The 26,091-nt window shown below is 71.4% G+C and carries 25 protein-coding genes, 2 tRNA genes and 1 pseudogene; 13 read left to right on the forward strand and 15 right to left on the reverse strand.

Going from position 1 to position 26,091, the window contains the following annotated elements; all coding sequences use genetic code 11:
• Positions 1-298: 298 nt before the first annotated feature.
• Positions 299-664, reverse strand: a complete 366-nt coding sequence (locus RIN80_RS17010; RefSeq protein WP_309096453.1) for a DUF6344 domain-containing protein — start codon at positions 662-664, stop codon at positions 299-301.
• Positions 665-1,001: 337 nt separating this feature from the next.
• On the opposite strand from RIN80_RS17010, the gene RIN80_RS17015 reads away from it, so the two are divergent.
• Both RIN80_RS17015 and RIN80_RS17020 read left to right on the forward strand, forming a co-directional pair.
• Positions 1,002-1,130: a DLW-39 family protein gene (locus RIN80_RS17015; RefSeq protein ID WP_003999697.1), complete on the forward strand. Its 129-nt coding sequence runs from the start codon at positions 1,002-1,004 to the stop codon at positions 1,128-1,130.
• A 143-nt stretch (positions 1,131-1,273) separates the two neighbouring features.
• Positions 1,274-2,626, forward strand: coding sequence for a hypothetical protein (locus RIN80_RS17020; protein ID WP_309096454.1), 1,353 nt, complete (start codon positions 1,274-1,276; stop codon positions 2,624-2,626).
• 19 nt (positions 2,627-2,645) lie between these two features.
• Here RIN80_RS17020 and RIN80_RS17025 read toward each other — a convergent pair whose 3' ends face one another.
• Together RIN80_RS17025 and RIN80_RS17030 are read right to left on the reverse strand one after the other, a co-directional pair.
• A complete protein-coding gene (locus tag RIN80_RS17025) occupies positions 2,646-4,208 on the reverse strand; it encodes a protein kinase (protein WP_309096455.1) in 1,563 nt (520 codons plus the stop codon).
• Positions 4,209-4,424: 216 nt separating this feature from the next.
• The gene (locus tag RIN80_RS17030) at positions 4,425-4,973 is read right to left on the reverse strand and encodes a DNA-binding protein (RefSeq protein WP_067018270.1); all 549 of its coding nucleotides are present in this window, start codon (positions 4,971-4,973) and stop codon (positions 4,425-4,427) included.
• Positions 4,974-5,153: 180 nt separating this feature from the next.
• Here RIN80_RS17030 and RIN80_RS17035 point away from each other — a divergent pair.
• Positions 5,154-5,226 (forward strand) — tRNA-Ala (locus RIN80_RS17035).
• A gap of 162 nt (positions 5,227-5,388) precedes the next feature.
• Here RIN80_RS17035 and RIN80_RS17040 read toward each other — a convergent pair.
• On the reverse strand, positions 5,389-6,090 hold the full coding sequence (locus RIN80_RS17040; RefSeq protein ID WP_309096456.1) for a DUF5324 family protein: 702 nt from the start codon (positions 6,088-6,090) through the stop codon (positions 5,389-5,391).
• Between the two features lie 337 nt (positions 6,091-6,427).
• Between RIN80_RS17040 and RIN80_RS17045 the strand changes: the two genes are divergently transcribed.
• Both RIN80_RS17045 and RIN80_RS17050 read left to right on the forward strand, forming a co-directional pair.
• Positions 6,428-6,955 (forward strand): peptidylprolyl isomerase, encoded by a 528-nt coding sequence (locus RIN80_RS17045; protein ID WP_309096457.1) that lies wholly within the window; start codon positions 6,428-6,430, stop codon positions 6,953-6,955.
• Positions 6,956-7,049: 94 nt separating this feature from the next.
• Entirely contained in the window at positions 7,050-7,940 is an 891-nt protein-coding gene (locus tag RIN80_RS17050) for a rhomboid family intramembrane serine protease (protein WP_309096458.1), read from the forward strand.
• Between the two features lie 256 nt (positions 7,941-8,196).
• Here the strand turns inward: RIN80_RS17050 and crgA are convergent, their stop codons facing one another.
• Positions 8,197-8,451, reverse strand: a complete 255-nt coding sequence (crgA, locus tag RIN80_RS17055) for a cell division protein CrgA (RefSeq protein WP_309096459.1) — start codon at positions 8,449-8,451, stop codon at positions 8,197-8,199.
• A gap of 139 nt (positions 8,452-8,590) precedes the next feature.
• On the opposite strand from crgA, the gene RIN80_RS17060 reads away from it, so the two are divergent.
• The 6 genes and pseudogenes from RIN80_RS17060 (at position 8,591) to RIN80_RS17085 (ending at position 12,727) form a co-directional block, all read left to right on the forward strand.
• On the forward strand, positions 8,591-9,370 hold the full coding sequence (locus RIN80_RS17060; RefSeq protein ID WP_309096460.1) for a DUF881 domain-containing protein: 780 nt from the start codon (positions 8,591-8,593) through the stop codon (positions 9,368-9,370).
• 32 nt (positions 9,371-9,402) lie between these two features.
• Positions 9,403-9,873: pseudogene (locus RIN80_RS17065) on the forward strand (sortase domain-bontaining protein); the annotation flags it as partial.
• A 17-nt stretch (positions 9,874-9,890) separates the two neighbouring features.
• The gene (locus RIN80_RS17070; RefSeq protein ID WP_179272487.1) at positions 9,891-10,088 is read left to right on the forward strand and encodes a hypothetical protein; all 198 of its coding nucleotides are present in this window, start codon (positions 9,891-9,893) and stop codon (positions 10,086-10,088) included.
• On the forward strand, positions 10,085-10,723 hold the full coding sequence (locus RIN80_RS17075; RefSeq protein ID WP_309096461.1) for an aminodeoxychorismate/anthranilate synthase component II: 639 nt from the start codon (positions 10,085-10,087) through the stop codon (positions 10,721-10,723). Before RIN80_RS17070 ends, RIN80_RS17075 begins: the two co-directional genes overlap by 4 nt.
• Positions 10,720-11,964: a class E sortase gene (locus RIN80_RS17080; RefSeq protein ID WP_309096462.1), complete on the forward strand. Its 1,245-nt coding sequence runs from the start codon at positions 10,720-10,722 to the stop codon at positions 11,962-11,964. Before RIN80_RS17075 ends, RIN80_RS17080 begins: the two co-directional genes overlap by 4 nt.
• 13 nt (positions 11,965-11,977) lie before the next feature.
• Positions 11,978-12,727, forward strand: coding sequence for a class E sortase (locus RIN80_RS17085; RefSeq protein WP_309096463.1), 750 nt, complete (start codon positions 11,978-11,980; stop codon positions 12,725-12,727).
• 79 nt (positions 12,728-12,806) lie between these two features.
• Here the strand turns inward: RIN80_RS17085 and pknB are convergent, their stop codons facing one another.
• The 6 genes from pknB to RIN80_RS17115 form a co-directional block, all read right to left on the reverse strand.
• Positions 12,807-14,837 carry a Stk1 family PASTA domain-containing Ser/Thr kinase gene (pknB, locus tag RIN80_RS17090; RefSeq protein WP_309096464.1) on the reverse strand — a complete coding sequence of 677 codons (2,031 nt, stop codon included), beginning with the start codon at positions 14,835-14,837 and terminating at the stop codon, positions 12,807-12,809.
• 169 nt (positions 14,838-15,006) lie between these two features.
• Positions 15,007-16,485: a penicillin-binding protein 2 gene (locus RIN80_RS17095; protein WP_309096465.1), complete on the reverse strand. Its 1,479-nt coding sequence runs from the start codon at positions 16,483-16,485 to the stop codon at positions 15,007-15,009.
• Complete coding sequence (locus RIN80_RS17100) at positions 16,482-17,924, reverse strand: FtsW/RodA/SpoVE family cell cycle protein (protein ID WP_309096466.1); 1,443 nt, start codon at positions 17,922-17,924, stop codon at positions 16,482-16,484. Before RIN80_RS17100 ends, RIN80_RS17095 begins: the two co-directional genes overlap by 4 nt.
• A 27-nt stretch (positions 17,925-17,951) precedes the next feature.
• Positions 17,952-19,517 (reverse strand): Stp1/IreP family PP2C-type Ser/Thr phosphatase, encoded by a 1,566-nt coding sequence (locus RIN80_RS17105; protein WP_309096467.1) that lies wholly within the window; start codon positions 19,515-19,517, stop codon positions 17,952-17,954.
• 140 nt (positions 19,518-19,657) lie between these two features.
• Positions 19,658-20,167, reverse strand: a complete 510-nt coding sequence (locus RIN80_RS17110) for an FHA domain-containing protein (protein ID WP_309096468.1) — start codon at positions 20,165-20,167, stop codon at positions 19,658-19,660.
• Positions 20,168-20,177: 10 nt separating this feature from the next.
• Entirely contained in the window at positions 20,178-21,041 is an 864-nt protein-coding gene (locus RIN80_RS17115) for a DUF3662 and FHA domain-containing protein (RefSeq protein WP_309096469.1), read from the reverse strand.
• Positions 21,042-21,513: 472 nt separating this feature from the next.
• Here RIN80_RS17115 and RIN80_RS17120 point away from each other — a divergent pair.
• Positions 21,514-21,597: transfer RNA gene (locus tag RIN80_RS17120), tRNA-Leu, on the forward strand.
• 146 nt (positions 21,598-21,743) lie between these two features.
• Here RIN80_RS17120 and RIN80_RS17125 read toward each other — a convergent pair.
• The 4 genes from RIN80_RS17125 to RIN80_RS17140 all read right to left on the reverse strand — a co-directional run bounded on the left by RIN80_RS17125 (position 21,744) and on the right by RIN80_RS17140 (position 25,533).
• Positions 21,744-22,277 carry a helix-turn-helix domain-containing protein gene (locus RIN80_RS17125; RefSeq protein ID WP_309096470.1) on the reverse strand — a complete coding sequence of 178 codons (534 nt, stop codon included), beginning with the start codon at positions 22,275-22,277 and terminating at the stop codon, positions 21,744-21,746.
• A 111-nt stretch (positions 22,278-22,388) separates the two neighbouring features.
• Positions 22,389-24,572 (reverse strand): FtsX-like permease family protein, encoded by a 2,184-nt coding sequence (locus RIN80_RS17130; protein WP_309096471.1) that lies wholly within the window; start codon positions 24,570-24,572, stop codon positions 22,389-22,391.
• Complete coding sequence (locus RIN80_RS17135; RefSeq protein WP_309096472.1) at positions 24,566-24,814, reverse strand: hypothetical protein; 249 nt, start codon at positions 24,812-24,814, stop codon at positions 24,566-24,568. The genes RIN80_RS17130 and RIN80_RS17135 overlap by 7 nt, the downstream gene beginning before the upstream one ends.
• Positions 24,808-25,533, reverse strand: a complete 726-nt coding sequence (locus RIN80_RS17140) for an ABC transporter ATP-binding protein (protein WP_309096473.1) — start codon at positions 25,531-25,533, stop codon at positions 24,808-24,810. Before RIN80_RS17140 ends, RIN80_RS17135 begins: the two co-directional genes overlap by 7 nt.
• A 180-nt stretch (positions 25,534-25,713) precedes the next feature.
• Between RIN80_RS17140 and RIN80_RS17145 the strand changes: the two genes are divergently transcribed.
• Positions 25,714-26,091, forward strand: a 378-nt coding sequence (locus RIN80_RS17145; protein WP_309096474.1) for a sensor domain-containing protein, incomplete at its 3' end; no start/stop codon positions are given.

Consider the following 26,091-nt stretch of genomic DNA (forward strand, 5'->3'; position numbering starts at 1 on the left):
TAAGGATGAGGCCACAGGTTCACATCCTGTTAGCCCCACCAGCGATGAGACCCCCGGTCCACAGGACCGGGGGTTTTCTGTGTCCGGCGGCGGTGGATGAGGCGTTCCGGACGGGGCTGAGGGGCCGAGGCGCGGCGGTGGGCGGGGGGTGGTGGCCGAGCCGGGGCGGTCATGCTCGGCGCGCGTCGCGATGACCGGGACATGCGAAGACCCCGGCCGACAGCGGCCGGGGTCTTCTGGGTCTCTGGTGGGTCGTGGGGGTACGCAAGATCGCCAGGACGTACCAGGGACCGTGCGGTCAGCGCTTGAGGGGCGTGAGGCGGGAGTCGGCGGAATCGCCCTCGTCGTCCGTGTCGTCGTCCGGGCAGTCGGGCGTGGCCGTCGCCGTCGAGTCCGTGAGGGAGCGGTGGCGGCAGCGCGGGGACTTGCCGTGGGCCTCGGCGCGGATGCGCTGTTTCATCGTGGGGGGCAGGGCCCTCGCCTGGGACCAGGGCGCGGCCGCCGGTGCCGTCCGCTGGTGCGGGACGCGCTCGCTGTTGCGCTTCTGCTCGGTCTGCGGTACCGCCGCCGCGGCGGTCGTGGTGATGAATCCGAGCGCCGTGCACAGGGCGAGGAAGGCGGTGACGATCGCGGTCCACAGCTTCATGACCTTGTTCCGGGCCATGGCCCCTCACTTTCGGGTTGGGCGATTTGCGTACTTTCCTCATGATGTGTATGAGGGCCGGGAAGTGGTGGACCTCCGCCCGTGGCGCGGCGATGTTCAGATGAACACCACCCGGATGGGCGCAAGGGGGTCGAAAACGTGAGGAGAGAGGAGGAGAGGGGTCGAAGTAACCGTCCGTCGGCGTGTGATCACCCTCCGATCGGATCGGTGAACTCCGCTTCTATCCCGGTGTTCGGGACGGGAGTTGACGGCCGACGCAGGTCACCGATCGGTATCGGTCGGTGTGTATAGTCGGGCGCCAGAGGTCCCCTACGTCAAGGAAAGACGAGGTCGCGCGGTGAAGAAGCTTCTCCTGGTCGCACTGGCCGCCATCGGCGGGCTCCTCGTGTACCGCCAGATCCAGGCGGATCGCGCCGAGCAGGATCTGTGGACGGAGGCGACTGACTCCGTGCCCACGGGTTCGTGAGTCACGACAACCCCTTTCGAGCACACCCCGGCCGCCTCGCGGTCGGGGTTTTGTGTGCCGAGGGCCGGTCGTGAACCCGCGCGGCGAGGCAGGATGGGTCACGGTTCACGGTTCCGCGGTCCGCAGACGGGGAGGGGTGGCGCGTGAGGGGACGGTGGTGCACGGCGCGCGAGCGGCGTGCGGGGGCGTGGCGCGGCCGGTCGTCGACGGCCGTGCGCCTGGGCGCCGTGGCCGTGGTGCTGGGGACGACGGCCGCCGTGGGACCGGCTCCGGCCGCCCGGGCCGCCGGTGACGGGGCCCCGGCGGTCACACCGAGCCCGTACGCCTTCGCCGACGGCGCCCGTACCGTCGAGGGAGCGCGCAGCACCGCCGACGCCGTACGCCTGACGCCCGGCACGGTCCACCGGAGCTCCCTGCCGAGCAGCGGCAAGGTCAACTACCGCCTCGTGCTCGACGCCACGTCCAGCGCGTACGTCTCCGTCACCGCCGTTCCCCCGCCCGGCAGCACCGTGTCCGTGATCGACGGGCTCAAGGTGTCCGTGCAGGACGCCGAGGGCAACTCCTGCTCCTCCGACACCGCGAACTTCGGCGCCGCTCGCAGCCCTCATCCGATCGCCGCCTGGGGCATGCGCGAGATCGCGCCCACCAAGTCGCTGTGCCAGAAGGCCGGCGCGTACTACGTCTCCGTCGAGCGCGCCGACCCCGAGGGCTCCTCGCCGGGCGCCTGGGACCTGGAACTCTTCGCCACGACCGAGCCGCCGACGGCGAAGACCGGCGCGACCAGCGCGCCCCGGGTGTGGAACTCGGCCACCCCCCAGCCGCTCCAGGGCGAACCCGAGCGGCGCCGCGGCGGGGCGGGATTCGCCCGGGCGACCCCCCTCGACCAAGGGGTCTGGCGCGACGACATCCGGCCCGGCCAGACACTCTTCTACGAGGTGCCGGTCGACTGGGGCCAGCAGCTGGCGGTGACGGCCGACCTGGGCAGCTCCGACTCCGCCGGCACCGGGTACGCGTCCGGCGCCCTCGACCTGGCCCTCTACAACCCCGCGCGCGGCCGCGCCGCCGTCGTGAGCGTCGGCTACGACGGTGACCAGAACTCCGGCAGCCTGCCGCCGCTGCCGCCGGTCGACCACGCCAACCGCTACGGTGCCCTCGCCCAGGTCAACGCGATGCGCTTCGCCGGCTCCTACTACCTCGTCGCCCACCTCGCGCGGGACGTCGCCGACACCTTCGGGGACGGGCCGTTCCGGATGACCCTGCGCGTGCGGGTCGAGGGCGAGCCCCGGAGCGGGCCCGGCTACACGGAGGAGTCCCGGCCGGAGGGCGTCTTCGACGTCTCGGAGCAGGACCGGGAGGCGGCGGCGGAGGGCGTGCCCGCGCCGGGCGACGACACCGCGATGCGGGTGATCGCCGTGGGCGGCATCGGCACCGGGAGCGCGTTGCTCGTGGGGCTCGGGGTGTGGACCCTGGTGGCCCGGCGCAGGAGCGCCGCCTGACCGTGCCGGGGCCGGGCCCCTAGATGCGGGTCAGCGCCCAGAAGCCCACGGCGTAGCAGGCCAGGGCCAGGAGGAGCAGAGGGACGGCCACCTTGGCCGGGGGACCGGGGCGGGACGGCCGTGGTGCGCGGTGCCGGGACGCCGGCTGGCCGCCCATGACCGGCGGAGCGTGCGGGGAACGGGCGGTGTACGAGGCGGTGACGGCATCGGGGCGGGGCGGCTCGGCCGGGGGCAGCTGCGGGCCCGGGTACGCCGCGGGGAGCGGCTGGGCGGCGGGCCGGGGGTGGGTGACGTCGTAGGGGGAGAACCGGGCTTGCTGGTAAGGCTGTTGAGCCTGTGCCTGGTGTGCCTCGCGGGGTGTGCCCGGTGCGGGGGAGGAGGTGGCCGTGGGCTGCGGAGGCGGCAGGTGGAAGCTGCCCGTGTCCGACATGGAGGGCTGCCGAGCGGGGGCGGGCGTCGGGTCGGGTGCCTGCCCGGGATCCGGCTGTGGGGGCTCCGCGGCCGGGGCCGGCCGGCCGTTCGCTGCGCCGGGGGCGTCGGCACGCTGACGAACCCCTGTGGACGTTCCTGTCGGAGGGTGGGCTTCCTGCTCCGGGCCCGCCGGTGCCTTCTCCGCTTGCGAGGCCGGCGAACTCCCGTTCGCCTCCGGCTCGGGCCCCGGCCCGTCCTCTCTCGGCCCCGGCCCCAGCCCGCGTGCTCTCTCCAGCGGCCCCTCGGGGGCGAACCCCCTGGGCAGGGGGCCGAGTTGGTCGAAGATCTCGATCAGCTCGTCGTCCGGGCCCGGCTCGGGGAGGAGTTCCGCCGCGGCCGCGAGTGCCTTGCGCGCCCCTGTCGCCGTACGGAAGCGTGCCCCGGGGTCGGGCTGCAGCAGGGTGGCGACCACCTGCCACAGCGGCTCGGGGATGCCCTTGGGCGCACCCGGAGTCCCGTGCTCGGCGAAGTACTGGATCAGCGCCTTGCTGTCCGGCTTCGCGCCCTCCAGCAGGTACAGCGCGACCAGACCCACGGCGAACAGGTCGGCGGGGAAGTCCGGCTCGGCGCCCATCAGCTGCTCCGGCGCGAGGTAGCCGGGTGTCCCGACGACCAGGTTGGTCTCGGTCAGCCGCGGCTCGCCCAGCCGCATCGCGATGCCGAAGTCGGACAGGCGCAGCCGCGGGCGGCCGGTGCCGGTGGCCTCCAGCAGCACGTTGGCGGGTTTCACGTCCCGGTGCACCACACCCTCCGCGTGCACCGCGGCCAGCCCCGCCAGCAACTGGTCGAGCAGGGTGCAGACGAACGCCGGCGGCAGGGGGCCGTAGTCCCCGACGAGATGGACCAGGGAACCCCCGGCGACCAGGTCCATCGTGAACAGGACCTTGTCGTCGTCGGCGGCCCAGCTGGTGGGGGCGAGCACATGGGGGTGGTCGATCCGCAGGGCCTGCTCGCGGACGAAACGCAGCAGCGAGTGCGCGTCGCTCTGCAGCAGCACCTTGGCGGCCACATAGCGACGGCGACGGTGGTCCCAGGCGCGCCAGACCGCGCCCACTCCTCCGCGTCCGATCGGGTCGACCAGTTCGTACCGGCCGGCGAACACCTCACCCATGGCTGTACGTCGCTCCTCCCCCTGTGGTCTCCCCCCTTGCCTCCCCCTCGGTGAGCGCTACGACTCCCCGACGGGCGAAAGACTCCCCCGGACCCTCCCACAGTCCCGGCCCCCGTACGGGACACGCCCCCACGTGCCCGCCCGTACCGTGACGCACCCCCGTCACTTCACCCCCACGCCCGCTGCCGAACCCCCTTCGGCGGCTGAGCGGCGGGATCAGCTCTGGTGGGACTGGTAGTGCGCGACCGCGTCCGAGGTGCGGCCGGCGCCGTAGACCCGGAGGAACTCCGCCAGCTCCGGGTGGGTCGGGGCGAGGGTGTCCGCGGCGTCGATGATGTCGCCCGCCGCCGCCACCGAGCGCAGCAGCGACTGGATCTCCCGGACGACCCGCTTGACCGTGGGCGCTCCCGAACTGCTCGTCGTCTGCGTGGTGTTGCTGAGCACCGAGCCCCCCTGCGACTTCTTGATCTCCTCCATGCGCTCGGTGGCCTCGGCTGCGCTGACGCTGCCGTCCGCGACCTGCCCCGCCAGGTCCTGCAACAGCTGCACCCGCTGCACCACGGCCGGGTTGCCGATCTTCGCCCGCTGACCGCTCATCAGCTGCGACAGCATCGGCGCCGACAGTCCCAGCACCCCCGCGAGACGAGCCTGGTTGAGACCAAGATCGTCGATGAGCTTACGGAAGAGCGCCCCCAGTGGCTCCCCGTACCAGTTCCGCTGCAGTTCCCGCGCTCTTGCGGTGGCTTCCTGCTGTGCGGCGTCCATTGCGTCTCCCCATCGCTTCCCCGAGTACGGCGGTTCGCGGTAGCGAACCACGCCGAGCATCTTACGGAGAGTGGTCGGCGACGGGGACCCCCAATCTTTTTGCGGAATCACGGGGGTGACCCGGTACTCTGGTCTCCGACGCCCGCCCGGACGCGGTTTCTCCGGTCGGACGTCTTCTTCGGGGCCTTAGCTCAGTTGGTAGAGCGCTGTCTTTGCATGGCAGATGTCAGGGGTTCGACTCCCCTAGGCTCCACTCCGAACGCCCTCCGAGCTGCGGAAACGCAGAGCCGGAGGGCGTTTTTCGTGCGCCCTCGCGACCCGGGCGGCTGTTTCACGTGAAACAGCACGGCGGGGCGGGAGAACTCAAGGGATGCCCTCAAGTCTCCCGCCCCGCCGTGCTGTTGATCGGCGACGTTCAGGGGCGGTCGTCGCGCTGGGCGGCCTCCTCCTCGGCCTCCTTGGCCTCGACCTCAGGGTCCAGAGCCGACTGGCCGCTGCCGTCCACGGCGGACAGCCGGGCCGACTCCGGGACCTCGGTCGCGGCAGGCGGCTCGACCAGCCAGTCCGGGTTGGCCTGCTTGTCCCACCACTTCCACGCGGCGAAGGCACCGCCGGCCACGGCGCCGAGGATCACCAGCGTCTTCAGGGCCTTGCCGGCCCTCGCCCGCCGTTCCTGCCGGCGGATCAGCTTCTGGATCTCCTTGGACGAGACCTGACCGCGCAGCGCGGCCATCGCGGCGGCACTGCGGGCCGCGGCCTCGGTCGTCACGGGGACGGCCGCGGCCATCGCCTGCTCCAGCCTCGGCCGGGAGTACTCCGCCGCCTGACGGGCGGCCTTGCGCGTGCGGACGGCGGCCTCGCGGGCGGCTTGGTCGACGTTCGGCGGTACATGGGAGCGGGCCTGCTCCAGATAAGGCTGCACATGGGCGCCGTACTGGACACGTGCCTGCCCGGCGGCCTGCGTCACCTTGGGCGCCAGCCGTACGCGCGCCTCGTGTGCGTAGTGCGCGGCCCTGTCCTTGGCCGTGTCGGCGTAGGGCGCCACCACTTCCGCGGCGTGCAGCACGCTGTCCTTCGCCGAACCAGTCGCGGCGCGCACGCTGTCGATGCGGGTCACGGGTTCCTCCTCCTCGGTGGCGTACGGTATTTCGACTTTCCACCCTTTTACGGATCATGCCTCCGGGAGCACTACCAGGCATGCGCGGGCGGGCATCCGGGTCACGGAAACCGGCATCCGATGCCGATCGCGTGCAAGAGCGGATGAATAGGGTCAACGGGAGCTTGCCGACGACAATGCCACGGATCGTCGCCGCGCGCCCCTGCCCCGGGACGACTCGACCGTTTTTCTGCGACCGCCCGCCGAGGGTTTCCCCCCGCTGCACGGAGGTCGGACGACGCGGGGGCCCGTCCATGCGAGGATCAGGGAGTCACAGAAAGACAACGGAAGGCAGATCGTGGCTGAGCAGCTCTACGCCACCCTGAAGACCAACCACGGCGACATCGAGGTTCGGCTGCTGCCGAACCACGCCCCCAAGACGGTCAAGAACTTCGTCGAGCTCGCCCAGGGCGAGCGGGAGTGGACGCACCCGGAGACGGGCCAGAAGTCCACGGACAGGCTCTACGACGGCACGGTCTTCCACCGGGTGATCAGCGGTTTCATGATCCAGGGCGGTGACCCGCTGGGCAACGGCACCGGCGGCCCCGGCTACCAGTTCGAGGACGAGTTCCACCCGGACCTGCGCTTCGACAAGCCCTACCTGCTGGCGATGGCCAACGCCGGCCCCGGAACCAACGGCTCGCAGTTCTTCATCACCGTCTCCCCGACGGCGTGGCTGAACCGCAAGCACACCATCTTCGGCGAGGTCACCGACGCGGCCAGCCAGAAGGTGGTGGACACCATCGCCACCACCCAGACGAACCCGCGCACCGACCGCCCGCTCAACGACGTGGTCATCGAGTCCGTCGTGATCGAGACCCGCTGAGGCGCCCACCGAGGCCCAGGCAGGGAACCAATCGCCCTGCTCATCCGTAGGGATGAGCAGGGCGGGCTTTTTCACCACGACCGAGGGGAAACCCATGGACGAGCAGGCTGCGGGCAGCCCGCAGGACGCCCACAGCGTCCCCATGTGCTACCGCCACCCGGACCGTGAGACGGGCATCCGCTGCACCCGCTGCGAACGCCCGATCTGCCCCGAGTGCATGGTCAACGCCTCCGTCGGTTTCCACTGCCCCGAGTGCGTGCGCACCGGCTCCGGCACCGGGCACGCTCCCTCGGCCTCGATGCCCCGGACGCTCGCGGGCGGCAGCATCGCCGCCGACCCCCGCCTGCTCACGAAGATCCTCATCGGGATCAACCTGGCGGTCTTCATCGCCGTCCGGGTCCACGAGTCGCTTCTGAGCGACCTCGTCCTGCTCGGCGCCTGGCCGCCCGCCCCCTTCACCCCCACCCAGGGCGTGGCGGGAGGCGAGTGGTACCGCATGGTCACGTCGGTCTTCACCCACCAGGAGATCTGGCACATCGCGTTCAACATGCTCAGCCTCTGGTGGCTCGGCGGCCCCCTCGAAGCGGCCCTGGGCCGAGTGCGCTATCTCGCGCTCTACCTCGTCTCGGGTCTCGCGGGCAGCGCGCTCGCCTATCTGCTGGCCTCACCGACCACGGCCACGCTGGGCGCCTCGGGCGCGATCTTCGGCCTCTTCGGCGCCACGGCCGTGCTGATGCGCCGGCTCAACTACGACATGCGGCCGATCATCGCGCTGCTGGCGATCAACCTGATCTTCACCTTCAGCCCGGGCTTCAACATCTCCTGGCAGGCCCACATCGGCGGACTCGTCGCCGGCGTCGCCGTCGGGTACGCCATGGTCCACGCCCCGCGCGAGCGCCGCGCCCTCATCCAGTACGGCAGCTGTGCCCTGGTCCTGGCGGCGGTGGTCCTGGTGACCCTGGTGAGGACGACTCAGCTCAGCTGAGCGCACCCGTTGTCCACAGCGGGTGGCGGATCTTGTGCACAGTGTGCGGGAACACATGTGCCCCCTGTCACCGACTCGCGTTTCCGCAGGTCAGACAGGGGGCGAACATGTTTTCGAGTCGCGGTACTTCCGTCATACCGGCGTCAACACCCGACGAGTTATCCACAGATCGTCTTTCTTTTCCCCATGTGGATAACCGCTGTGGATAACTCAGCGAGCAGCCCTGGGCAGAGCTGCGTTCACCGTCCGGTGAGCGCTACTTCCACTGGGTCGAAACACCGAATCCGGCGGCGATGAAGCCGAAGCCCACCACGATGTTCCAGTTGCCCAGCGAGTCGATGGGCAGCGAGCCGTCGGTGACGTAGAAGACGACGATCCAGGCCAGGCCGATGAGGAACATGGCCAGCATGACCGGTGCGACCCAGGCGCGGCTGTTCAGCTTGATCGCGGTCGCCTGCTTCGCCGGCGGCGGCGTGAAATCGGCCTTCTTGCGGATACGTGACTTCGGCACGAGGGTCTCTCCTGTCGATGCGCTGCGTGGCCGCGCAGGTAACTGGGTCGGTCTCGGGGCAGCGTTGGGGGACTCCGAATGCTCCCCCGGGCGTCCGTTAGCGTAGTGCTTCCGCCGCGCCGAAGGAGATAAGGGTACGTTGAGCAATTCTGCCGACTCCCCCGGGACGGGATCCACCCCTGGGCGCGCGCGCCGTTTCCGGCCCGTGCGGATCCTCACGGCGGCCGTCTTCGCTCTCGCCGGCCTGATCTTCTTCACCAGCTTCGACACCGCCAAGGGCACCAACATCCGCTCGGACACCTCGCTGCTGAAGCTGTCCGACCTCATCCAGGAGCGCAGCCGGGAGAACGGCGAGCTGGACGAGACCAACGGCGCCCTGCGCAAGGACATAGAGGCGCTCGCCGAGCGGGACGACGGCTCCACCAAGGCCGAGGACGAGAAGCTCGCCGCCCTGGAGAAGCGCGCGGGCACGCAGAAGCTCACGGGCGACTCGATCACGGTGACGCTCAACGACGCCCCGCCGGACGCCACCGCCAAGCTGCCCGGCTATCCCGAGCCGCAGCCCGACTACCTGGTCATCCACCAGCAGGACCTGCAGGCGGTGGTGAACGCGCTGTGGCAGGGCGGGGCCAAGGGCATCAAGGTCATGGACCAGCGGCTGATCTCCACGAGCGCGGTGCGCTGCGTGGGCAACACGCTGATCCTCCAGGGCCGCGTCTACTCCCCTCCGTACAAGATCACGGCGGTCGGCGACCCCGAGAAGCTGCAGAAGGCCCTGGCCGCGTCCCCGGCGATCCAGAACTACATGGTCTACGTCAATGTCTACGGGCTCGGATGGAAAGTCGAGGAGAACGGCCCGGTGACGCTGCCCGGCTACTCCGGCACAGTGGATCTGCACTACGCGAAGCCCGTGGAGTAGCAGCCAGGCCGGGGAGCCGCCGGTGCGCGTGATCGTCAGGTCCGTCAGCGAACTGTGCGTCACCGAAGCCGTGCGCCACGGGCAGGCCTTTCGCGATCATGTACATCCCGCGGCTCGGTTTCACGTGGAACAAGCCGGTACGGGACGCGGGAACCGCCCGGCTCGGGCAGTGGGGGAACGTCGTGGTCGCCGGCCACCGCCGCACCCACGGCGACCCCTTCAAGGACTTCCCCAGGCTGCGGCGCGGGGACGCGGTGGTGCTGACCGACGGCACGACCTGGTCGGCGTACCGGATCGACGAAGGCCCGTGCAAAACAGTGCCCTCGGACATCGAGGTGATCGGCCCTGTCCCCCGTACTTCCGGGTATACGCGTCCGGGCCGGTATCTGACGCTGACCACGTGCGAACCCGAGTGGGGGCACAGTCACCGGCTGATCGTCCGGGCGCACCTGGACTCCACGCAGCCTGTGGAGGCCGGGAAACCTGAGGCGCTGCGCCGTTAGTCTGGTGGCTGTACGGCGTGGGTCTGGTGCCGTGGTACGACGGAAGGGACGGCATGTACGGCTGGATCTGGCGGCATCTGCCGGGGAACACGTGGGTGAAGGCAGTGATCTCGCTCGCCCTGGTCGTGGCCGTGGTCTACGTCCTCTTCCAGTACGTCTTCCCGTGGGCGGAACCGCTGCTGCCCTTCAACGATGTGACGGTGGACAACCAGTGAGCGCGCGCATTCTCGTCGTCGACAACTACGACAGCTTCGTCTTCAACCTGGTCCAGTACCTGTACCAGCTGGGCGCCGAGTGCGAGGTCCTGCGCAACGACGAGGTCTCGACCGCACACGCCCAGGACGGCTTCGACGGGGTCCTGCTCTCCCCGGGCCCCGGGACGCCGGAGCAGGCCGGAGTGTGCGTGGACATGGTCCGGCACTGCGCCGCGACCGGTGTGCCCGTCTTCGGCGTCTGCCTCGGCATGCAGTCGATGCAGGTGGCGTACGGCGGTGTGGTGGGCCGGGCGCCCGAGCTGCTGCACGGCAAGACCTCGCTGGTCGAGCACAGCGGCGGGGGCGTGTTCGCGGGGCTGCCGTCGCCCTTCACGGCGACGCGCTACCACTCCCTGGCGGCCGAGCCCGCGACGGTCCCGGCCGAGCTGGAGGTCACGGCCCGGACGCACGACGGCATCGTCATGGGCCTGAGGCACCGCGAACTGCCGGTCGAGGGCGTGCAGTTCCATCCCGAGTCGGTACTGACCGAGCACGGGCACCGGATGCTGGCCAACTGGCTGGTGGAGTGCGGCGACCAGGGCGCGGTGGCGAGGTCGGCCGGGCTCGCCCCGGTGGTGGGCAGGGCCACGGCGTGACCGCGCTGCGCCCCGAGCGCGAGTCCGACACCTCGTACGGGCAGCAGTCGTACGGGGTGCCGGGCGCGTCGGAGGACTGGTCGGGCGGGGCGTACGGCGCGGCCCCGCGGCCGGGGCGGCAGCCGCAGACACCGCCGTACTCGCCGGAGGCGCAGGCCTACCCCGGGGGTCCGGAGCCCCAGCCCCACGCACCGGGACCGCAGCCTCATGCGCCGCAGCAGCCGCGGCCGCAACCGCAGCCGCCGGCGGAGCCGGGGCCGCACGCCGGGTCATACGGTGCCGGTGCCGGGGAGCCCTTCCTGCCGCCCGTCGACGAGGAGACGGTGGCGCTGCGGATACCGGATCCGCCACCCTCGAACGGCGACCCCGTAGCGGGCTCTCGGGCCGCTTCGCGCGCTCGGCGGGACGGGCCCGCCCCCGGCGGCCGCGCGGCCCGCAGAAAGGCCGCCAAGCGCCGTCACGGGCGTCATGGGAGCGCCGCGGAGGCCCCCACGGCCGCTCCGGCCCGGGAAGGGGCTCCGGCGCCGCTGTCCCGGGTCGAGGCACGCAGGCAGGCGCGGGCACGAAAACCCGGCGCGGCGGTCGTCGCCAGCCGGGCGATCGGTGAGGTGTTCATCACCACCGGTGTGCTGATGCTGCTGTTCGTCACCTACCAGCTGTGGTGGACCAACGTCCGGGCGCACGCACAGGCCGGCAAGGAGGCCAGCAGCCTCCAGAACGACTGGGCGAGCGGCAAGCGCAACCCGGGCGCCTTCGAGCCGGGGCAGGGCTTCGCCATCCTGCACATCCCCAAGCTGGACGTCGTGGTGCCGATCGCGGAGGGCACCAGCAGCAAGGGCGTGCTCGACCGGGGCATGGTCGGGCACTACGCCGAGGGCGCGCTGAAGACCGCGATGCCCGGGGACAAGACCGGGAACTTCGGGCTCGCGGGGCACCGCAACACCCACGGAGAACCGTTCCGCTACATCAACAGGCTCACTCCGGGCGATCCGATCGTCGTGGAGACGCAGGACGAGTACTACGTCTACAAGATGGCCTCGATCCTGCCGGTGACGTCGCCGAGCAACACGAGCGTCCTCAATCCGATCCCCGCGGGGTCGGGGTTCACCAAGCCCGGCCGCTACATCACGCTGACCACGTGCACGCCGGAGTTCACCAGCAAGTACCGGATGATCGTCTGGGGCAAGATGGTCGAGGAACGGCCGCGCAGCAAGGGCAAGCCGGATGCGCTCGTCAATTAAGGGCAGATGACCAGTGGCAGCGACCACCGACACGGAGCACGAAGAGCACACCGGCGCGGCGTCCAGGCCGCCTGCGGCACGCCGCCGCCCCGGCCCGATCGCCAGGGCGGTCAGCTTCTTCGGGGAACTTCTCATCACCGCGGGCCTGGTCCTCGGCCTGTTCGTCGTCTACTCGCTGTGGTGGACGAACGTCGTCGCCGACCGCGCGGCAGGCAAGCAGGCGGACAAGGTCCGTGACGACTGGGCGCACGGCCGGGGCGGTCCGGGCGCGCTGGACACGAAGAACGGCATCGGCTTCCTGCACGTGCCGGCGATGAGCAAGGACGAGGTCCTGGTCGAGAAGGGCACCTCGAACAAGATCCTCAACGACGGTGTCGCCGGGTACTACACCGAGCCGGTCAAGTCGGCCCTGCCGATGTCGGGCAAGCCCGGCAACTTCTCCCTGGCCGCGCACCGCGACGGGCACGGCGCCAAGTTCCACAACATCGACAGGATCGAGAAGGGCGACCCGATCGTCTTCGAGACGAAGGACAAGTGGTACGTCTACAAGACCTACGCCATCCTTCCCGAGACGTCGAAGTTCAACGTCAAGGTCCTCTCGAACGTGCCGAAGGAGTCCGGCCGGAAGAAGCCGGGCCACTACATCACGCTGACGACGTGCACGCCGGTGTACACGAGCACCTACCGGTACGTCGTGTGGGGCGAACTGGAGCGCGTCGAGAAGGTCGACGAGGACCGGACCCCGCCGAAGGAACTGCGCTGACCCCGCCCGGTCGCGGCACCCCACGAAGAACCCCGGCGCCCTCAGGGCGCCGGGGTTCTTCGTGTGAGCGGGCGGAGCGTCAGTCGTCGCCGTTGAGGCCGCCGAAGATGCCGCCGTTGCCGCCGCCGCCGTTGTTGTTGCCGCCGTTGTTGTTGCCGCCGAAGCCGACGGTCTGGAGCGTCACCGTGGTGCCCGCCGGGTTGTCGACCTCCTGGTTGCCCTGGGGGTCCTGGCCGGTGACGAGGGCGTTGTCGCTCTGGTCGCTGCCGTTCGCGAACTGGATGTTCGTGAAGCCGGCCGCCGCAAGGGCCTGCTTGGCCTGGGCGACGGTCTGGCCGACGACCTGCGGGACGCGCGTCTTCTGCTGCTCCTGCTTCTTCTTGCCGATCTGGAGGGTGACCGACGAGTTCTTGTCGACGGAGGTGCCGGCCTGCGGGGTGGTCGCGATGACCTTGCCGACCTGGTTGTCGTCGTCGGTCTCGACCTCGGTGCAGTTGCCGACCAGGTTGCTGGCCTGCATCTGCTGCTTGGCCGCGTCACAGCTCTGACCGAGCACGTCCGGGACGGTGGACTTCGCCTCCGCCTTGGCGATGATGAGGGTGATGGTGGAGCCCTTCTCCACCTCGGCGCCCAGTTCCGGGTCCTGTTCCAGGACGGTGCCGGGGTCCTCCGAGGACTCCCTGCTCTTCGTCTTGACCTCGAACTCGTACTTGTCGCCCTCCAGCGTGGCCCTGGCGTCGTCCAGGCTCTGACCGACGACGCTCGGCACCGCCACCTTCGGCGCCCCGGTCGACACCACCAGCTCGATGGTGTCTCCCTTCTGGACGTCCGTGCCGGCCTCGGGGTTCTGGCTGCAGACGTTGCCCTTGGCCTGGTTCTCGCACGGCTTCTTGGAGAACGTCAGTTCCAGGTCGGAGTTGGTCGCCAGCTTGCGGGCGTTCTGCTCGGTCTCGCCGACGAAGTTGGGCGCCGGCAGGGTGTCGTCGCTCGCGCCGTCGCCGCTGAACGCCCACCGGCCGATCAGGATCGCGCCGACCAGGACGAGGATGCCCGCCACCACCAGCAGGATCGTGGAGGTGCTGGACTTGCGCTGCTGCCCGCGGCGCCGGTCGGGGCGCTCGTCGTAGCCGTAGCCGCCGTCGTCCGGGTTCATGGGGGGCAGCATCGACGTGGCGCCGGCGCCGGAGTCGGAGCGCAGGGCCGTGGTCGGCTGGTCGTCGGGGTAGCCGCCGTAGCCGACGGAGCCCATGGCCGCGGTGGCGGCGACGGGCTGGCCGTCGAGGCAGGCCTCGATGTCGGCGCGCATCTCGTCGGCCGACTGGTACCGGTAGTCGGGGTCCTTGACCAGCGCCTTCAGCACGATCGCGTCCATCTCGGGCGTGATCTCGGGGTCGAAGACGGAGGGGGCCTGGGCCTCCTCCCGTACGTGCTGGTAGGCGACGGCGACCGGGGAGTCGCCCACGAACGGCGGGCGGACCGTGAGGAGCTCGTAGAGCAGACAGCCCGTGGAGTAGAGGTCCGAGCGGGCGTCCACCTGCTCGCCCTTGGCCTGCTCCGGGGAGAGGTACTGGGCGGTGCCGATGACGGCCGCGGTCTGCGTCATCGTCATGCCGGAGTCGCCCATGGCGCGGGCGATGCCGAAGTCCATGACCTTGACCTGGCCGTTGCGCGTCAGCATGACGTTCGCGGGCTTGATGTCACGGTGGACGATGCCGTTGCGGTGGGCGTACTCCAGGCCCTGCAGGATGCCGATGGTCATCTCCATGGCACGCTCCGGCAGCAGCTTGCGGCCGGAGTGCAGGAGCTCACGGAGCGTCGAGCCGTCCACGTACTCCATGACGATGTACGGGATCGACACGTTGTCGATGTAGTCCTCGCCCGTGTCGTAGACCGCGACGATCGCGGGATGGTTGAGCGAGGCGGCCGACTGGGCCTCCCGGCGGAACCGGGCCTGGAAGGAAGGGTCGCGCGCGAGGTCGGCGCGCAGCGTCTTCACCGCCACGGTGCGGCCGAGGCGGGTGTCATGCGCGAGGTAGACCTCCGCCATGCCACCACGCCCGAGCACCTGGCCCAGTTCGTACCGGCCGCCGAGGCGACGCGGCTCTTCCATAGCTACCTACCAGCCCTCTCCGTCGGTCCCGACCGGCACGCTTGTACGGTCGGAGGCTGCCGTCCGGGCCTACCGTACCCGGCTCGCTTTGTGTGACCTGGCCAAGCCCGTCAGCCGATACAGGACCGGTATCGCAACGTGCACCGATGTGAAGCAGACGTGAGCGGGGTCACTTCTTGCCGTTGATGACCGCCTCCATCACGTCCCTCGCGATCGGCGCCGCGAGGCCGCCGCCGGAGATGTCGTCCCGCACGGCGTTGTCGTCCTCGACGACGACCGCGACGGCGACCGGCGCGTTGTCGTCGGAGTCCTTGGCGTAGGAGATGAACCACGCGTAGGGGTTCTCGCTGTTGTCCACACCGTGCTGGGCGGTACCGGTCTTGCCGCCCACCTTGACGCCGTCGATCTTGGCGTTGGAGCCGGTGCCCTTGTCGACGACCGTCTCCATCATCGACTGCAGGATCTGCGCGTTCTCCGGGGACAGCGGCTGGCTGAGCTCCTCCGGGTCGGTCTTCTCGATCGGGTCGAGGCCGGGCGACTGGAGCTCGTCGACCATGTACGGCTTCATCAGCTTGCCGTCGTTGGCGACGGCCGAGGCCACCATGGCCATCTGCAACGGCGTCGCGGCGGTGTTGAACTGGCCGATGGAGGACAGCGCGGTCTGCGAGGGGTTCATGTCGTCGGAGAAGACCGAGGCGTTGGCCCGGACCGGCGTGAACTGCTCCTTGCCGAAGCCGAACTCCTCGGCCTCCTTCAGCATCTTCTCGTTGCCGAGGTCGGCGCCGATCTTGCCGAAGACGGTGTTGCAGGAGTACTGGAGCGCCACCCGCAGCGTCGCGTTCTTGCAGGGGATGTTGCCCTCGTTGGGCAGCCTGGTGGTGGTGCCCGTCATGACCCAGGGATCCGGCGAGTCCGTCCGCTCGTCCGCGTCCTCGTACAGCCCGTTCTCCAGGGCCGCGGCCGCGGTGACCACCTTGAACGTGGAGCCGGGCGGGTAGGTCTCGCGCAGCGCCCGGTTGAGCATCGGGTCGTTGGCGTTGTTCTTCTTCTGGAGCTTCTGCCAGGCCTTGGTGTCCGTCGTCGTCGAGTTCCCGGCGAAGGACGACGGGTCGTACGACGGGTAGGAGGCCAGCGCCAGGATCTTGCCCGTCGACGGCTCAAGGGCCACGACCGCGCCCTTGCCGCCCTGCCGCTTCAGACCGTTGTACGCGGCCTTCTGCGCGGCGGCGTTGAGCGTCGTGACGACGTTGCCGCCGCCCTGCTTCTCGCCGGTGAGCATGTCGAGGGTGTTGCGGAAGAACAGCCGGTCGTCGTTGCCGGTGAGGATGCCGTCCTCGATGGACTCCAGCTGCGTGGCGCCGAAGGCCTGGGAGGCGTACCCGGTGACCGGCGCCCACATGGGGCCGTCCTTGTAGGTCCGCTTGAACTTGAAGTCGCTGCCCGACGTCTCGGTGGAGCCGGTGATGGGCTTCCCGCCGACGATGATGTCGCCGCGCGGGGCGGCGTACCGCTCGATGATGACGCGGCGGTTCTTGGGGTCGGTCCTCAGCTCGTCGGCCTGGACGTACTGGATCCAGTTGTCGCGGATCAGCAGGGCCAGCACGAGCAGGCCGCAGAAGATCGCGATCCGGCGCAGGGGCTTGTTCATGACGGGCGGACCACCTGGGTCATCTCGGCGTCGGGGTTGGCGGCGGGGGCGGGGGCCGGGCGTCGGGCGGTGTCGCTGATGCGCAGCAGGATGCCGATCAGCGCCCAGTTGGCGATCACGGAGGATCCGCCGTAGGCCACGAACGGCAGCGTCATGCCGGTCAGCGGGATGAGGCCCATGACACCGCCGGCCACGACGAAGACCTGGAGTGCGAAGGCACCGGACAGGCCGACGGCGAGCAGCTTGCCGAACGGGTCGCGGGCCGCGAGCGCGGTACGCACACCCCGTTCCACGATCAGGCCGTACAGCAGCAGGATCGCCATGACGCCGGCCAGACCGAGTTCCTCGCCGAAGGTGGCGAGGATGAAGTCGGAGTTGGCGGCGAAGCCGATGAGGTCGGAGTTGCCCTGCCCGAGGCCGGTGCCGAGGGTGCCGCCGGAGCCGAAGGCCCACAGCGCCTGCATGGCCTGCTCGGTGTGCCCCAGCTCTCCCTGGCGGCTCAGCTCGAACTCGCGCATCGGGTCCAGCCAGGCCTGCACACGCGTCTGGATGTGCGGCTCGAAGCTCGCCACGCCGACGGCGCCGACCGCGGACATCAGCAGACCGAAGACGATCCAGCTGGTCCGCTCGGTGGCGACGTACAGCATGATGACGAACATCCCGAAGAACAGCAGGGACGTACCGAGGTCGGTCTCGAAGACCAGGATGAGGATCGAGATGACCCAGACCACCAGGATCGGGCCGAGGTCGCGGCCGCGCGGCAGGTACAGGCCCATGAAGCGGCGGCTGGCCAGGGCCAGCGCGTCCCGTTTGACCATGAGGTACCCGGCGAAGAAGACCGAGAGCACGATCTTGGCGAACTCACCGGGCTGCAGCGTGCCGAGACCGGGGATCTTGATCCAGATCTTGGCGCCGTAGATGTTCGCGCCGAGACCCGGCACGAGCGGCAGGATCAGCAGGAACAGCGCACCGGCCATGGAGATGTAGGTGTAGCGCTGCAGGACGCGGTGGTCCTTGAGGAAGACCAGAACCGCAACCAACAGGGCCACGCCCATCGCGGAGTACAGCAGCTGGCGCGGTGCCGCCTCGACGAAGGCCTTGGACGCCTGCAGCCGCTTCGACTGGTCCAGCCGCCAGATGACGACCAGCCCGAGTCCGTTCAGCAGCGTCGCCAGCGGCAGCATCAGCGGGTCCGCGTACGGCGCGAACTTCCGCACGACGAGGTGGCCGACGCCGGCGAGCAGGCCGATTCCGAGACCGTAGCTCAGCAGGCCAGGCGGCACCGAGTCGTTGAGGGCCAGCCCGACGTTGGCGTAGGCGAACACCGGGATGACGACGGCGAACACCAGCAGCGCCAGCTCGGTGTTGCGGCGGCTCGGGGCGCCGATCGCGCCGATGGTGGACGTGTGGTGCGTCGGCGAGTTGGAAGTACTGCTCATCGTGTGACGGGGCCTCTCACGGCTTGCCTACTGCTTACCGCACAGCGAGACGACCTTCTGCTCTTCCTCCGAGAGGCTGGGGCCGGGGCTGGGAGTGGGTGCGGTCGTGGTCGGGGGCGTGGACTTCTCAGGCGCCGACGGCGAGCCCGACGGGTTCGACGGGTTCGACGGGTTCGACGGGTTCGGCGTCGCTGTGGCCTTGGACGTGAAGGAGGCGGGAGTGGTTCCCGTGGTGCCCCCGGCCTCGCCTTCGCCGGTCCTGGCGTTGTTGCTCTCGGCTTCGCGCCGCTGCGCCTCCTTCTTGCACGCGGAGGCCTGCACCGACAGTTCCTCGATCTTCGCCTGGGCGTTCTTCAGGTCGCCCTCGGCGATCGTCGCCTTGACCAGCTTCTGCTGGTAGGGCGGCAGGTACTTGAGTTCGATCTCGGGGTGGTCCTTCTCGACCTTCGACAGCGACACCCACGCCAGGTCCTGGCTGATGCCCCGGTACAGCGCGACGTGCTCGTCCTGGGCGCCGACGTAGTACTGCGTCTGCGTCCAGCGCCAGCCGCCGTACAGGCCGCCGCCGACGACGGCGAGGGCCAGGACGCCGTAGAGGGACCTCTTCAGCCAGCGGCCCTTCCCGCGGGGCTTGGTGAAGTCGCCGTCGTCGTAGTCGAAGCCGGCCGCGGGGATGTAGCCGGTGGTGTCGCCGGAGCCGGGCGGGCCGAACTCCCCGCCCCCGCCGCCGTGCCCCTGGCGGCCGAGCCCGGAGGCGCGGCCGGCCGGGGTCTGCATGATGCCGTTGTCGTGCAGCTGGTGCTGGTTCTCGGCGACGGCGCCGACCACGACCGGGGTGTCGGAGAGCTGCCCCGCGAGGGTGTCGCCGGTGTCCAGGTCCAGGACGTCGGCGACGATGACCGTGATGTTGTCCGGGCCGCCGCCGCGCAGCGCCAGCTCGATGAGGTTCTGGACGGTCTCCTGGGGGCCCTGGTAGCTGGCGAGGGTGTCCTCCAGCGTCTGGTGGGACACCACGCCGGACAGGCCGTCGGAGCAGATCAGGTAGCGGTCGCCGGCGCGCACCTCGCGGATGGACAGGTCCGGCTCGACGTGGTCGCCGGAGCCGAGCGCGCGCATCAGCAGCGAGCGCTGCGGGTGCGTGGTGGCCTCCTCCTCGGTGATGCGGCCCTCGTCGACCAGGCGCTGCACCCAGGTGTGGTCCTGGGTGATCTGCGTGAGCACGCCGTCGCGGAGCAGATACGCGCGGGAGTCGCCGACGTGCACCAGGCCGAGGCGCTGGCCCGTCCACAGCAGGGCGGTCAGGGTGGTGCCCATGCCCTCCAGCTGCGGGTCGTCCTCGACCATCGAGCGCAGCTGGTCGTTGGCGCGCTGCACCGCCGTGCCGAGCGAGGTGAGGACGTCGGAGCCGGGGACGTCGTCGTCGAGGGCGACGATGGTGGAGATGGCCTCGGAGGAGGCGACCTCACCGGCGGCGGCGCCGCCCATGCCGTCGGCGATGGCGAGCAGGCGCGGGCCGGCGTACCCGGAGTCCTCGTTGCCCTCCCGGATCATGCCCTTGTGCGATCCGGCGGCGAAGCGCAGTGACAGACTCATGCGCACCTCGCCTGTCGGCTCCGGGTACAGCCGGTCGTGTCGAGCCACACTGCCCACCCTCCGGTCGGGAGCGCGCCGGGGCCCGGGGTGGGGCCCGCCACTGCGTGCTCGCTCCGCTCGCGCCTATCCATGATGTAGCACTACTTCCGCAGCTCGATGACGGTCTTGCCGATGCGGATCGGCGCGCCCAGCGCAATCGGTGTGGGAGTCGTCAGCCGGGTCCGGTCCAGGTACGTGCCGTTGGTGGAGCCGAGGTCCTCGACGATCCACTGGCCGTCGCGGTCCGGGTAGATCCTGGCATGGCGGCTGGAGGCGTAGTCGTCGTCCAGCACGATCGTCGAGTCGTGCGCCCGGCCCAGGGTGATGGTCTGGCCCTGGAGCGCGACCGTCGTGCCGGTGAGGGTGCCCTCGGTCACGACCAGTTTGGTGGGGGCGTTCCGGCCGCGCCGGCCGCCGCCGGACTGCTGGCGCTGCGGTGGTGGCGCCTGGCGGGCGGCCTGCTGCTGGCGGCCGGCCTCGCGGCGCGATCCGCGCTGGGTGACCCGCGTCCCGAACAGGTCGCTCCGGATGACCTGCACGGCCACGATCACGAACAGCCACAGTACGGCCAGGAACCCCAGCCGCATGACCGTGAGGGTCAGCTCTGACATTGCCCCCGCTTCACCCTTCGGCTTGCCTATAGATAACGGTGGTGCTGCCCACGACGATCCGCGAGCCGTCGCGGAGCGTAGCGCGGGTGGTGTGCTGCCCGTCCACCACGATGCCGTTGGTGGATCCGAGATCCTGGATCGTCGAGGGCGTTCCGGTCCGGATCTCGCAGTGCCGGCGGGAGACGCCGGGGTCGTCGATCCGCACGTCGGCGTCGGTGCTGCGGCCCAGCACCAGCGTCGGGCGGGAGATCTGATGGCGGGTGCCGTTGATCTCGATCCAGTGGCGCGTGCGTCCGCCGGCGGCCGGGGCGGCCGGGGGCCGCTGGGCGCTCGCGGCCGGCGGGTAGCCGTACCCGCCGGGGCGGCCGCCGGGGGGCGGCGCGGCCGGCATGGGCGGGGCGCCGGCGGGGGAGGCGGCCGGCGGGTAGCCGTAGCCGCCGGGGCGGCCGGCCGGGGCGGCGGGCGCGGCGCCGACGCCCGGGGCGCCCTGCTGGCTGCTGGAGGAGGCGAGCGTACGGCTGCGCACCCGGTACAGGCCGGTGTCCAGGTCGTCGGCCTTCTCCAGGTGCACCTTGATGGGGCCCATGAAGGTGTAGCGCTGCTGCTTGGCGTAGTCGCGCACCATGCCGGCGAGCTCGTCGCCGAGCTGCCCGGAGTAGGGGCTGAGCCGCTCGAAGTCCGGCGTGCTCAGCTCGACGATGAAGTCGTTGGGGACGACCGTCCGGTCGCGGTTCCAGATGGTGGCGTTGTTGTCACACTCGCGCTGGAGCGCTCCCGCGATCTCCACGGGCTGGACCTCGGACTTGAACACCTTGGCGAAGGTGCCGTTGACCAGACCTTCGAGACGCTGCTCGAACTTCTTCAGGACTCCCATGGGGCACCTCCTCCGTCGCTGCCGTCCTGTGCACTGCCCTGCGGGCCACTTGCCTGGTACTGCTTACTGATCGTATCCACGCGCCGGTCGATCGGCTGGTTCCCCCTGTCAGGCCGGCCGACGGGTGTCGACGCATGACGAAGTTCCCTGTGGAGCTCCCCTTCGAACTCCTGCCGGGGTACTGCCGCGCGCAACCGCTTCAGGTACTCCCGCCATGGATCGTAGAGGCGGCCGGAGACCAGTGTCCCGCACCCGGCTGTGGACCCCGACCGCCTCGTGGGGAGGAAGCGGGTACCGGTACGAGGTTGATACGTGAGGCGGCACGCATGGATACGTGGTGGGGCCACGGAAGGTTCGGCGGGGGCCCTGCCTGCGGGAAGAAGGGATGTGAACCCACCCCGTCCAGCGTGCTAATGTTCTCGGTGTCGGAAGGCGCCAGCCCCAAGGGGCCGGAGCCCGGGACACACCCAATGCGCGGGTGGCGGAATAGGCAGACGCGCTGGATTCAGGTTCCAGTGCCCGCAAGGGCGTGGGGGTTCAACTCCCCCCTCGCGCACAGCGATTCGGGCCCCTGCGGTGACGGAAGTCACCGCAGGGGCCCGAATCTTGTTTCCCGTGATCTTGTGAGGCATTCCACAGCCCTCCGTGGACGTCTCCGCGTCCGGCCCGTGAGCTATCTCACGGATCGGACGCGGTGGGGTGTCAGGGCCGCTCGGAGCCGTCGTCCCCCAGGGGGCGTCCGGTGCCGAAGCGGGCCCGTACGACGGGGTCGGCGAGCAGGCGGTCCGGGTAGCCGGGGCCGGTGCGCGCGGTCAGGTCCCGCTGGTGCAGGGTTTCGCCGCAGTGGGAGCAGACGACGCGGGCCTCGGTGTCGTGGCCGCAGGGCGTGTGGTGCAGGACGACCGGGGCGCCCGCGTCGCCGGCCAGCCAGCGGTCGCCCCAGGCGCTGAACGCGGCGAGCACGCCGAAGAAGTCGCGGCCCTTGTCCGTCAGCAGGTACGCGTGGCGGACCGGCTCGCTCTGGTACGCCCGCCGCTCGATCAGGCCCGCCGCCTCCAGGCGGCGCAGCCGGTCGGTGAGGGTGTTGCGGGCGATGCCGAGCGTGCCGGTGAAACCGTCGAAACGGGACTCGCCGTAGAAGAGTTCGCGCAGCACCAGCAGGGTCCAGGCGTCGCCCAGGAGGTCGGCGGTGCGGGCGATCGAGCAGGGCCAGTCGCCGAACGAGGTCCGTCGCATGGGCTCCACTGTAGGGCGGTCCTCCCCCCTCGGTCTCATGATGAGACCGAGGGGGGCCGCTGGGGAACGGCCGAGGGGTCGCTCGGCAACGGCTGTGGGGATCCGTCTGGTTCACTCGCGTGTCGCTGCCAGGTCCACCGCCCGGCGGCGCAGGGTGGCGGCGGTGGGGACGACCGCGCAGAGCACGGCGAGCAGCGCGCAGGCGGCCGTCGTCGTGCCCAGGGCCCGCCACGGGAAGGCGAGGGCGGGCGGGGCCGACTGCAGGGCGAGGGCGGCCGCCAGCCCGGCCAGGTTGACGGCGGTGACCAGGAGGCCGAGGAGGGCGCCCGCCGCCACGACCGTCAGTGCCTCGGCCCCGGCCAGCCGCAGCACCTGCCCCCGCGTGGCCCCGGTCAGCCGCAGCACGGCCACGTCCCGGACCAGGTCGGACCGGCCCATGACCGTGGTGCCGGCCACCGAGACGCCCGTGTACAGCAGCGCGATGCCGAGGACCAGCAGGAGCCCCAGGCGGGTGGTGGTGCGCTGGGTGCCGGGGTGGGAGGCGCGCAGCCAGGCGTCCCGGGTGAGGACCCGGGCGGTGCCGGCCGAGGCGTGCAGGGCGGTGGCCACGGCCTCGGGGTCCGCGCCCTCGGCCAGGGCCACGTCGACCCGGTCGACCGGGGCGCCCGGGGCGTTGCGCGGGGTGACGTAGGCGCCGTTGCCGCCGGTGCCCGTGGGCATGACCGCGGCGATCCGCAGGGTCCGCCGGGTCCCGTCACCGAGCCGGACGCGGACGCGTTCGCCGACCCGGTGCCGTCGCCACTCCTCGTTGACGATGATCGAGTCGTCGTCGAGACCGCCCACCCGGCCCGCGGCGAGGGGCAGACGGGCCGTGGCGGCCAGGGTGGCGGGGACCACCGCCCGGGCCTCGGAGCGGATCAGGGCCACGCCGTCCTCCAGCACGTGCACGGCGGTCGAGGACGAGGGCGACACGACGGCGCCCGGCACCGCCCGCAGCCGCCGCAGGGCCGCCGCGTCGAAGCCGGTGCCGTCCGCCGGGAGCACGACGAACGCGGCGGTGGTGCGCTCCCGCGCCTCGGCCGCCTTTGCCCGGTCCAGGGTCGCGGTCGTGCCGAGGAGGGACCCCGCGAGGGCGACGGTGACCAGGACGGGAGCCGCGAGCGCGGCACTGCGGCGGATCCCGGCGGCGGCGTTCTCACGCACCAGCAGGGCGCACACGCCCGGCAGCCGGGTGAGCAGCCCGACCAGGGGGCGCAGGCAGAGCGGGGACAGCAGCGCGACGGCCGTGATCAACAGCATGGGGCGGCTGATGTAGGTCTTGCGGTGGAGCAGGTCGCCCGGGTCGCGTGTCAGGGCCAGGGCCAGGGTGACAGCGGCGGTGAGCAGCAGGGCCGTGCCGGTGAGCAGGCGGCCCCGGGTGATCACGCCGCGGTCCGCCGAGGCCTCGCGCAGGGCCTCGGCGGGTGGTGTGCGACCTGCCCGCCAGGAGGCCGCGGCCGCCCCGCACAGGGCGACGAACAGGCCCGTCCAGAAGGCCGCGTGGTACGGCCAGACGTGGTCCCCGACGGCGAACCAGGGCGGGGCCAGGCCCTGTTCGGCCAGGCGGGCGGTCAGCGGCGACGCGGCGCGGGAGCCGAGGACGCAGCCCGCGGCGGAGGCGAGGACGCCGACGGCCAGGGCCTCGGCGAGGACGGTCCGCCGGATCTGGCCCGGGGTGGCCCCGGCCGTGCGCAGCAGCGCGAACTCCCGGCGCCGCTGGGCCACCGCGAAGGCGAAGGTCGACGCCACGACGAACACCGACACGAAGGCGCTGACCCCGCCCGCGGTGCCGAACAGGGCGTTCATGGCGGTGAGCGCCTCGCGGTCCCGCTCGCGGCCGGGGTCGGCGAGGCGGCGCGCGGTCCCGGTGAGGACCCGGGCGCCGTCGCCCACCACCTCCCGGACGGCCGCCGCATCGGCCTCGATCCCCAGCCGGTGGACGCCGTCGGCGGACCGGTCCGTCACCACGGGCCCCAGCCGCCGCAGCCGTGCGACGGTCGCGGCGGGGATCGGGCGCGGGTGGGCGAGCCGGGCCGTGCGTTCGCCGACCGGGGTCGGTACGTGCAGGGTGTTCTGGCTGGTCACGACGACCGGTGCGGTGGCGAGCCGCTCGGGTGCGCGTTCCGGGGTGGATGCCGACGAGGCGAGGGCCAGGCCCGTGACGGTCAGCAGGCCCACGCCCAGGGTGAGGGCGACGAAGCTGCCGGTGAAGGCGGTCCAGCGGACGCGCAGGGTGCGCAGGGCGAGGCTCAGCACGGGGTGGCCTCCGGCCGGGTCGTGCGCGCGGCGACCGGGGTCGGTACGTGCAGGGTGTTCTGGCTGGTCACGACGACCGGTGCGGTGGCGAGCCGCTCGGGTGCGCGTTCCGGGGTGGATGCCGACGAGGCGAGGGCCAGGCCCGTGACGGTCAGCAGGCCCACGCCCAGGGTGAGGGCGACGAAGCTGCCGGTGAAGGCGGTCCAGCGGACGCGCAGGGTGCGCAGGGCGAGGCTCAGCACGGGGTGGCCTCCAGCCGGGCCATGCGCGCGGCGACGGTGCCGGCGTCGGCGCCGGTCAGCTCCGCGCTGATACGGCCGTCCACCAGGAAGACCACGCGGTCGGCGTACGCGGCGGCCACCGGGTCGTGGGTGACCATGACGACCGTCTGGCCCTCGCGGTCGGCCATGCCGCGCAGCAGCCCGAGCACCTCCCGGCCGGTACGGGTGTCCAGCGCGCCGGTCGGCTCGTCGCCGAAGAGCACCGCGGGGCGGGTGACCAACGCCCGTGCCAGGGCGACGCGTTGCTGCTGGCCGCCGCTGAGCTCGCCGGGTCGGTGCCGGGCCCGGCCGGCGAGTCCGACCTGTTCCAGCGCCTGCCGGACGCGGGCCCTGGGGACGCGGCGGCCCGCCAGGCGCAGCGGCAGGGCCACGTTCTGCTCGGCGGTCAGGGCGGGCAGCAGGTTGAACGCCTGGAAGACGAACCCGACCCGCTCGCGGCGCAGCAGCGTCAGCCGCCGTTCGCTCAGTCCGGTCAGTTCGGTGCCGCCCACGGTGACCGAGCCGGAGTCCGGCCGGTCCAGACCCGCGGCGCACTGCAGCAGCGTGGACTTGCCGGAGCCGGAGGGGCCCATGACGGCGGTGAAGCTCCCGGCGGGCAGCGCAAGCGAGACCGCGTCGAGCGCGGTCACCGCCCCGTACCTCCTGGTGACCGAGTCGAGCCGGACGGCGTCGTGCGTCATCAAGTCCCCCTGGTGTGCTTCCACTTGGCCACCGCCGGCCGGTGCCGCCACCACGAAACCCGGCGGGGGCCCTCCGGCGCAGTGCGGCGGGACCTACACCTGGGGTAGGGCCAGGCCTACCCCAGGACCTCCGCCCACGCCCATGGCCGGGTCCCGGGCCGGGCTCCTACGGTGATCCCCATGCGCCCTTCGAACGTGTGGCAGGCCCTGGCCCGTCCCGGCTACCCGCTGTCGGTGTGGCCCTGGCGGTCGGCCGGTTACCTGCTCACCGGCGCGCTCACCGGGGCCGTCGTGCTCGTGGGGATCGTGCTGTCGGCGGTGGCCGGCGGCGTGCTCGCGCTCGCCCTGGTGGGGATCCCGCTGCTGCTCGCCACCGCCCTGGCGGGCCTTCCGGTGGCGGCGGCGGAGCGGCTGCGGCTGCGGCTGGTCGACGCGGAGCCGGCGCCCGACCCGCACGAGCCGCCCGCCGCACCGGGGTTGCGGGCCTGGCTGTTCACGCGGCTGCGGGAGCGGGCCACCTGGCGGGAGCTCGGCCACGCCCTGCTGTTCGCGGGCCTG

The sequence above is a fragment of the Streptomyces sp. genome, from assembly GCF_031181705.1.
Lineage (GTDB): Bacteria > Actinomycetota > Actinomycetes > Streptomycetales > Streptomycetaceae > Streptomyces.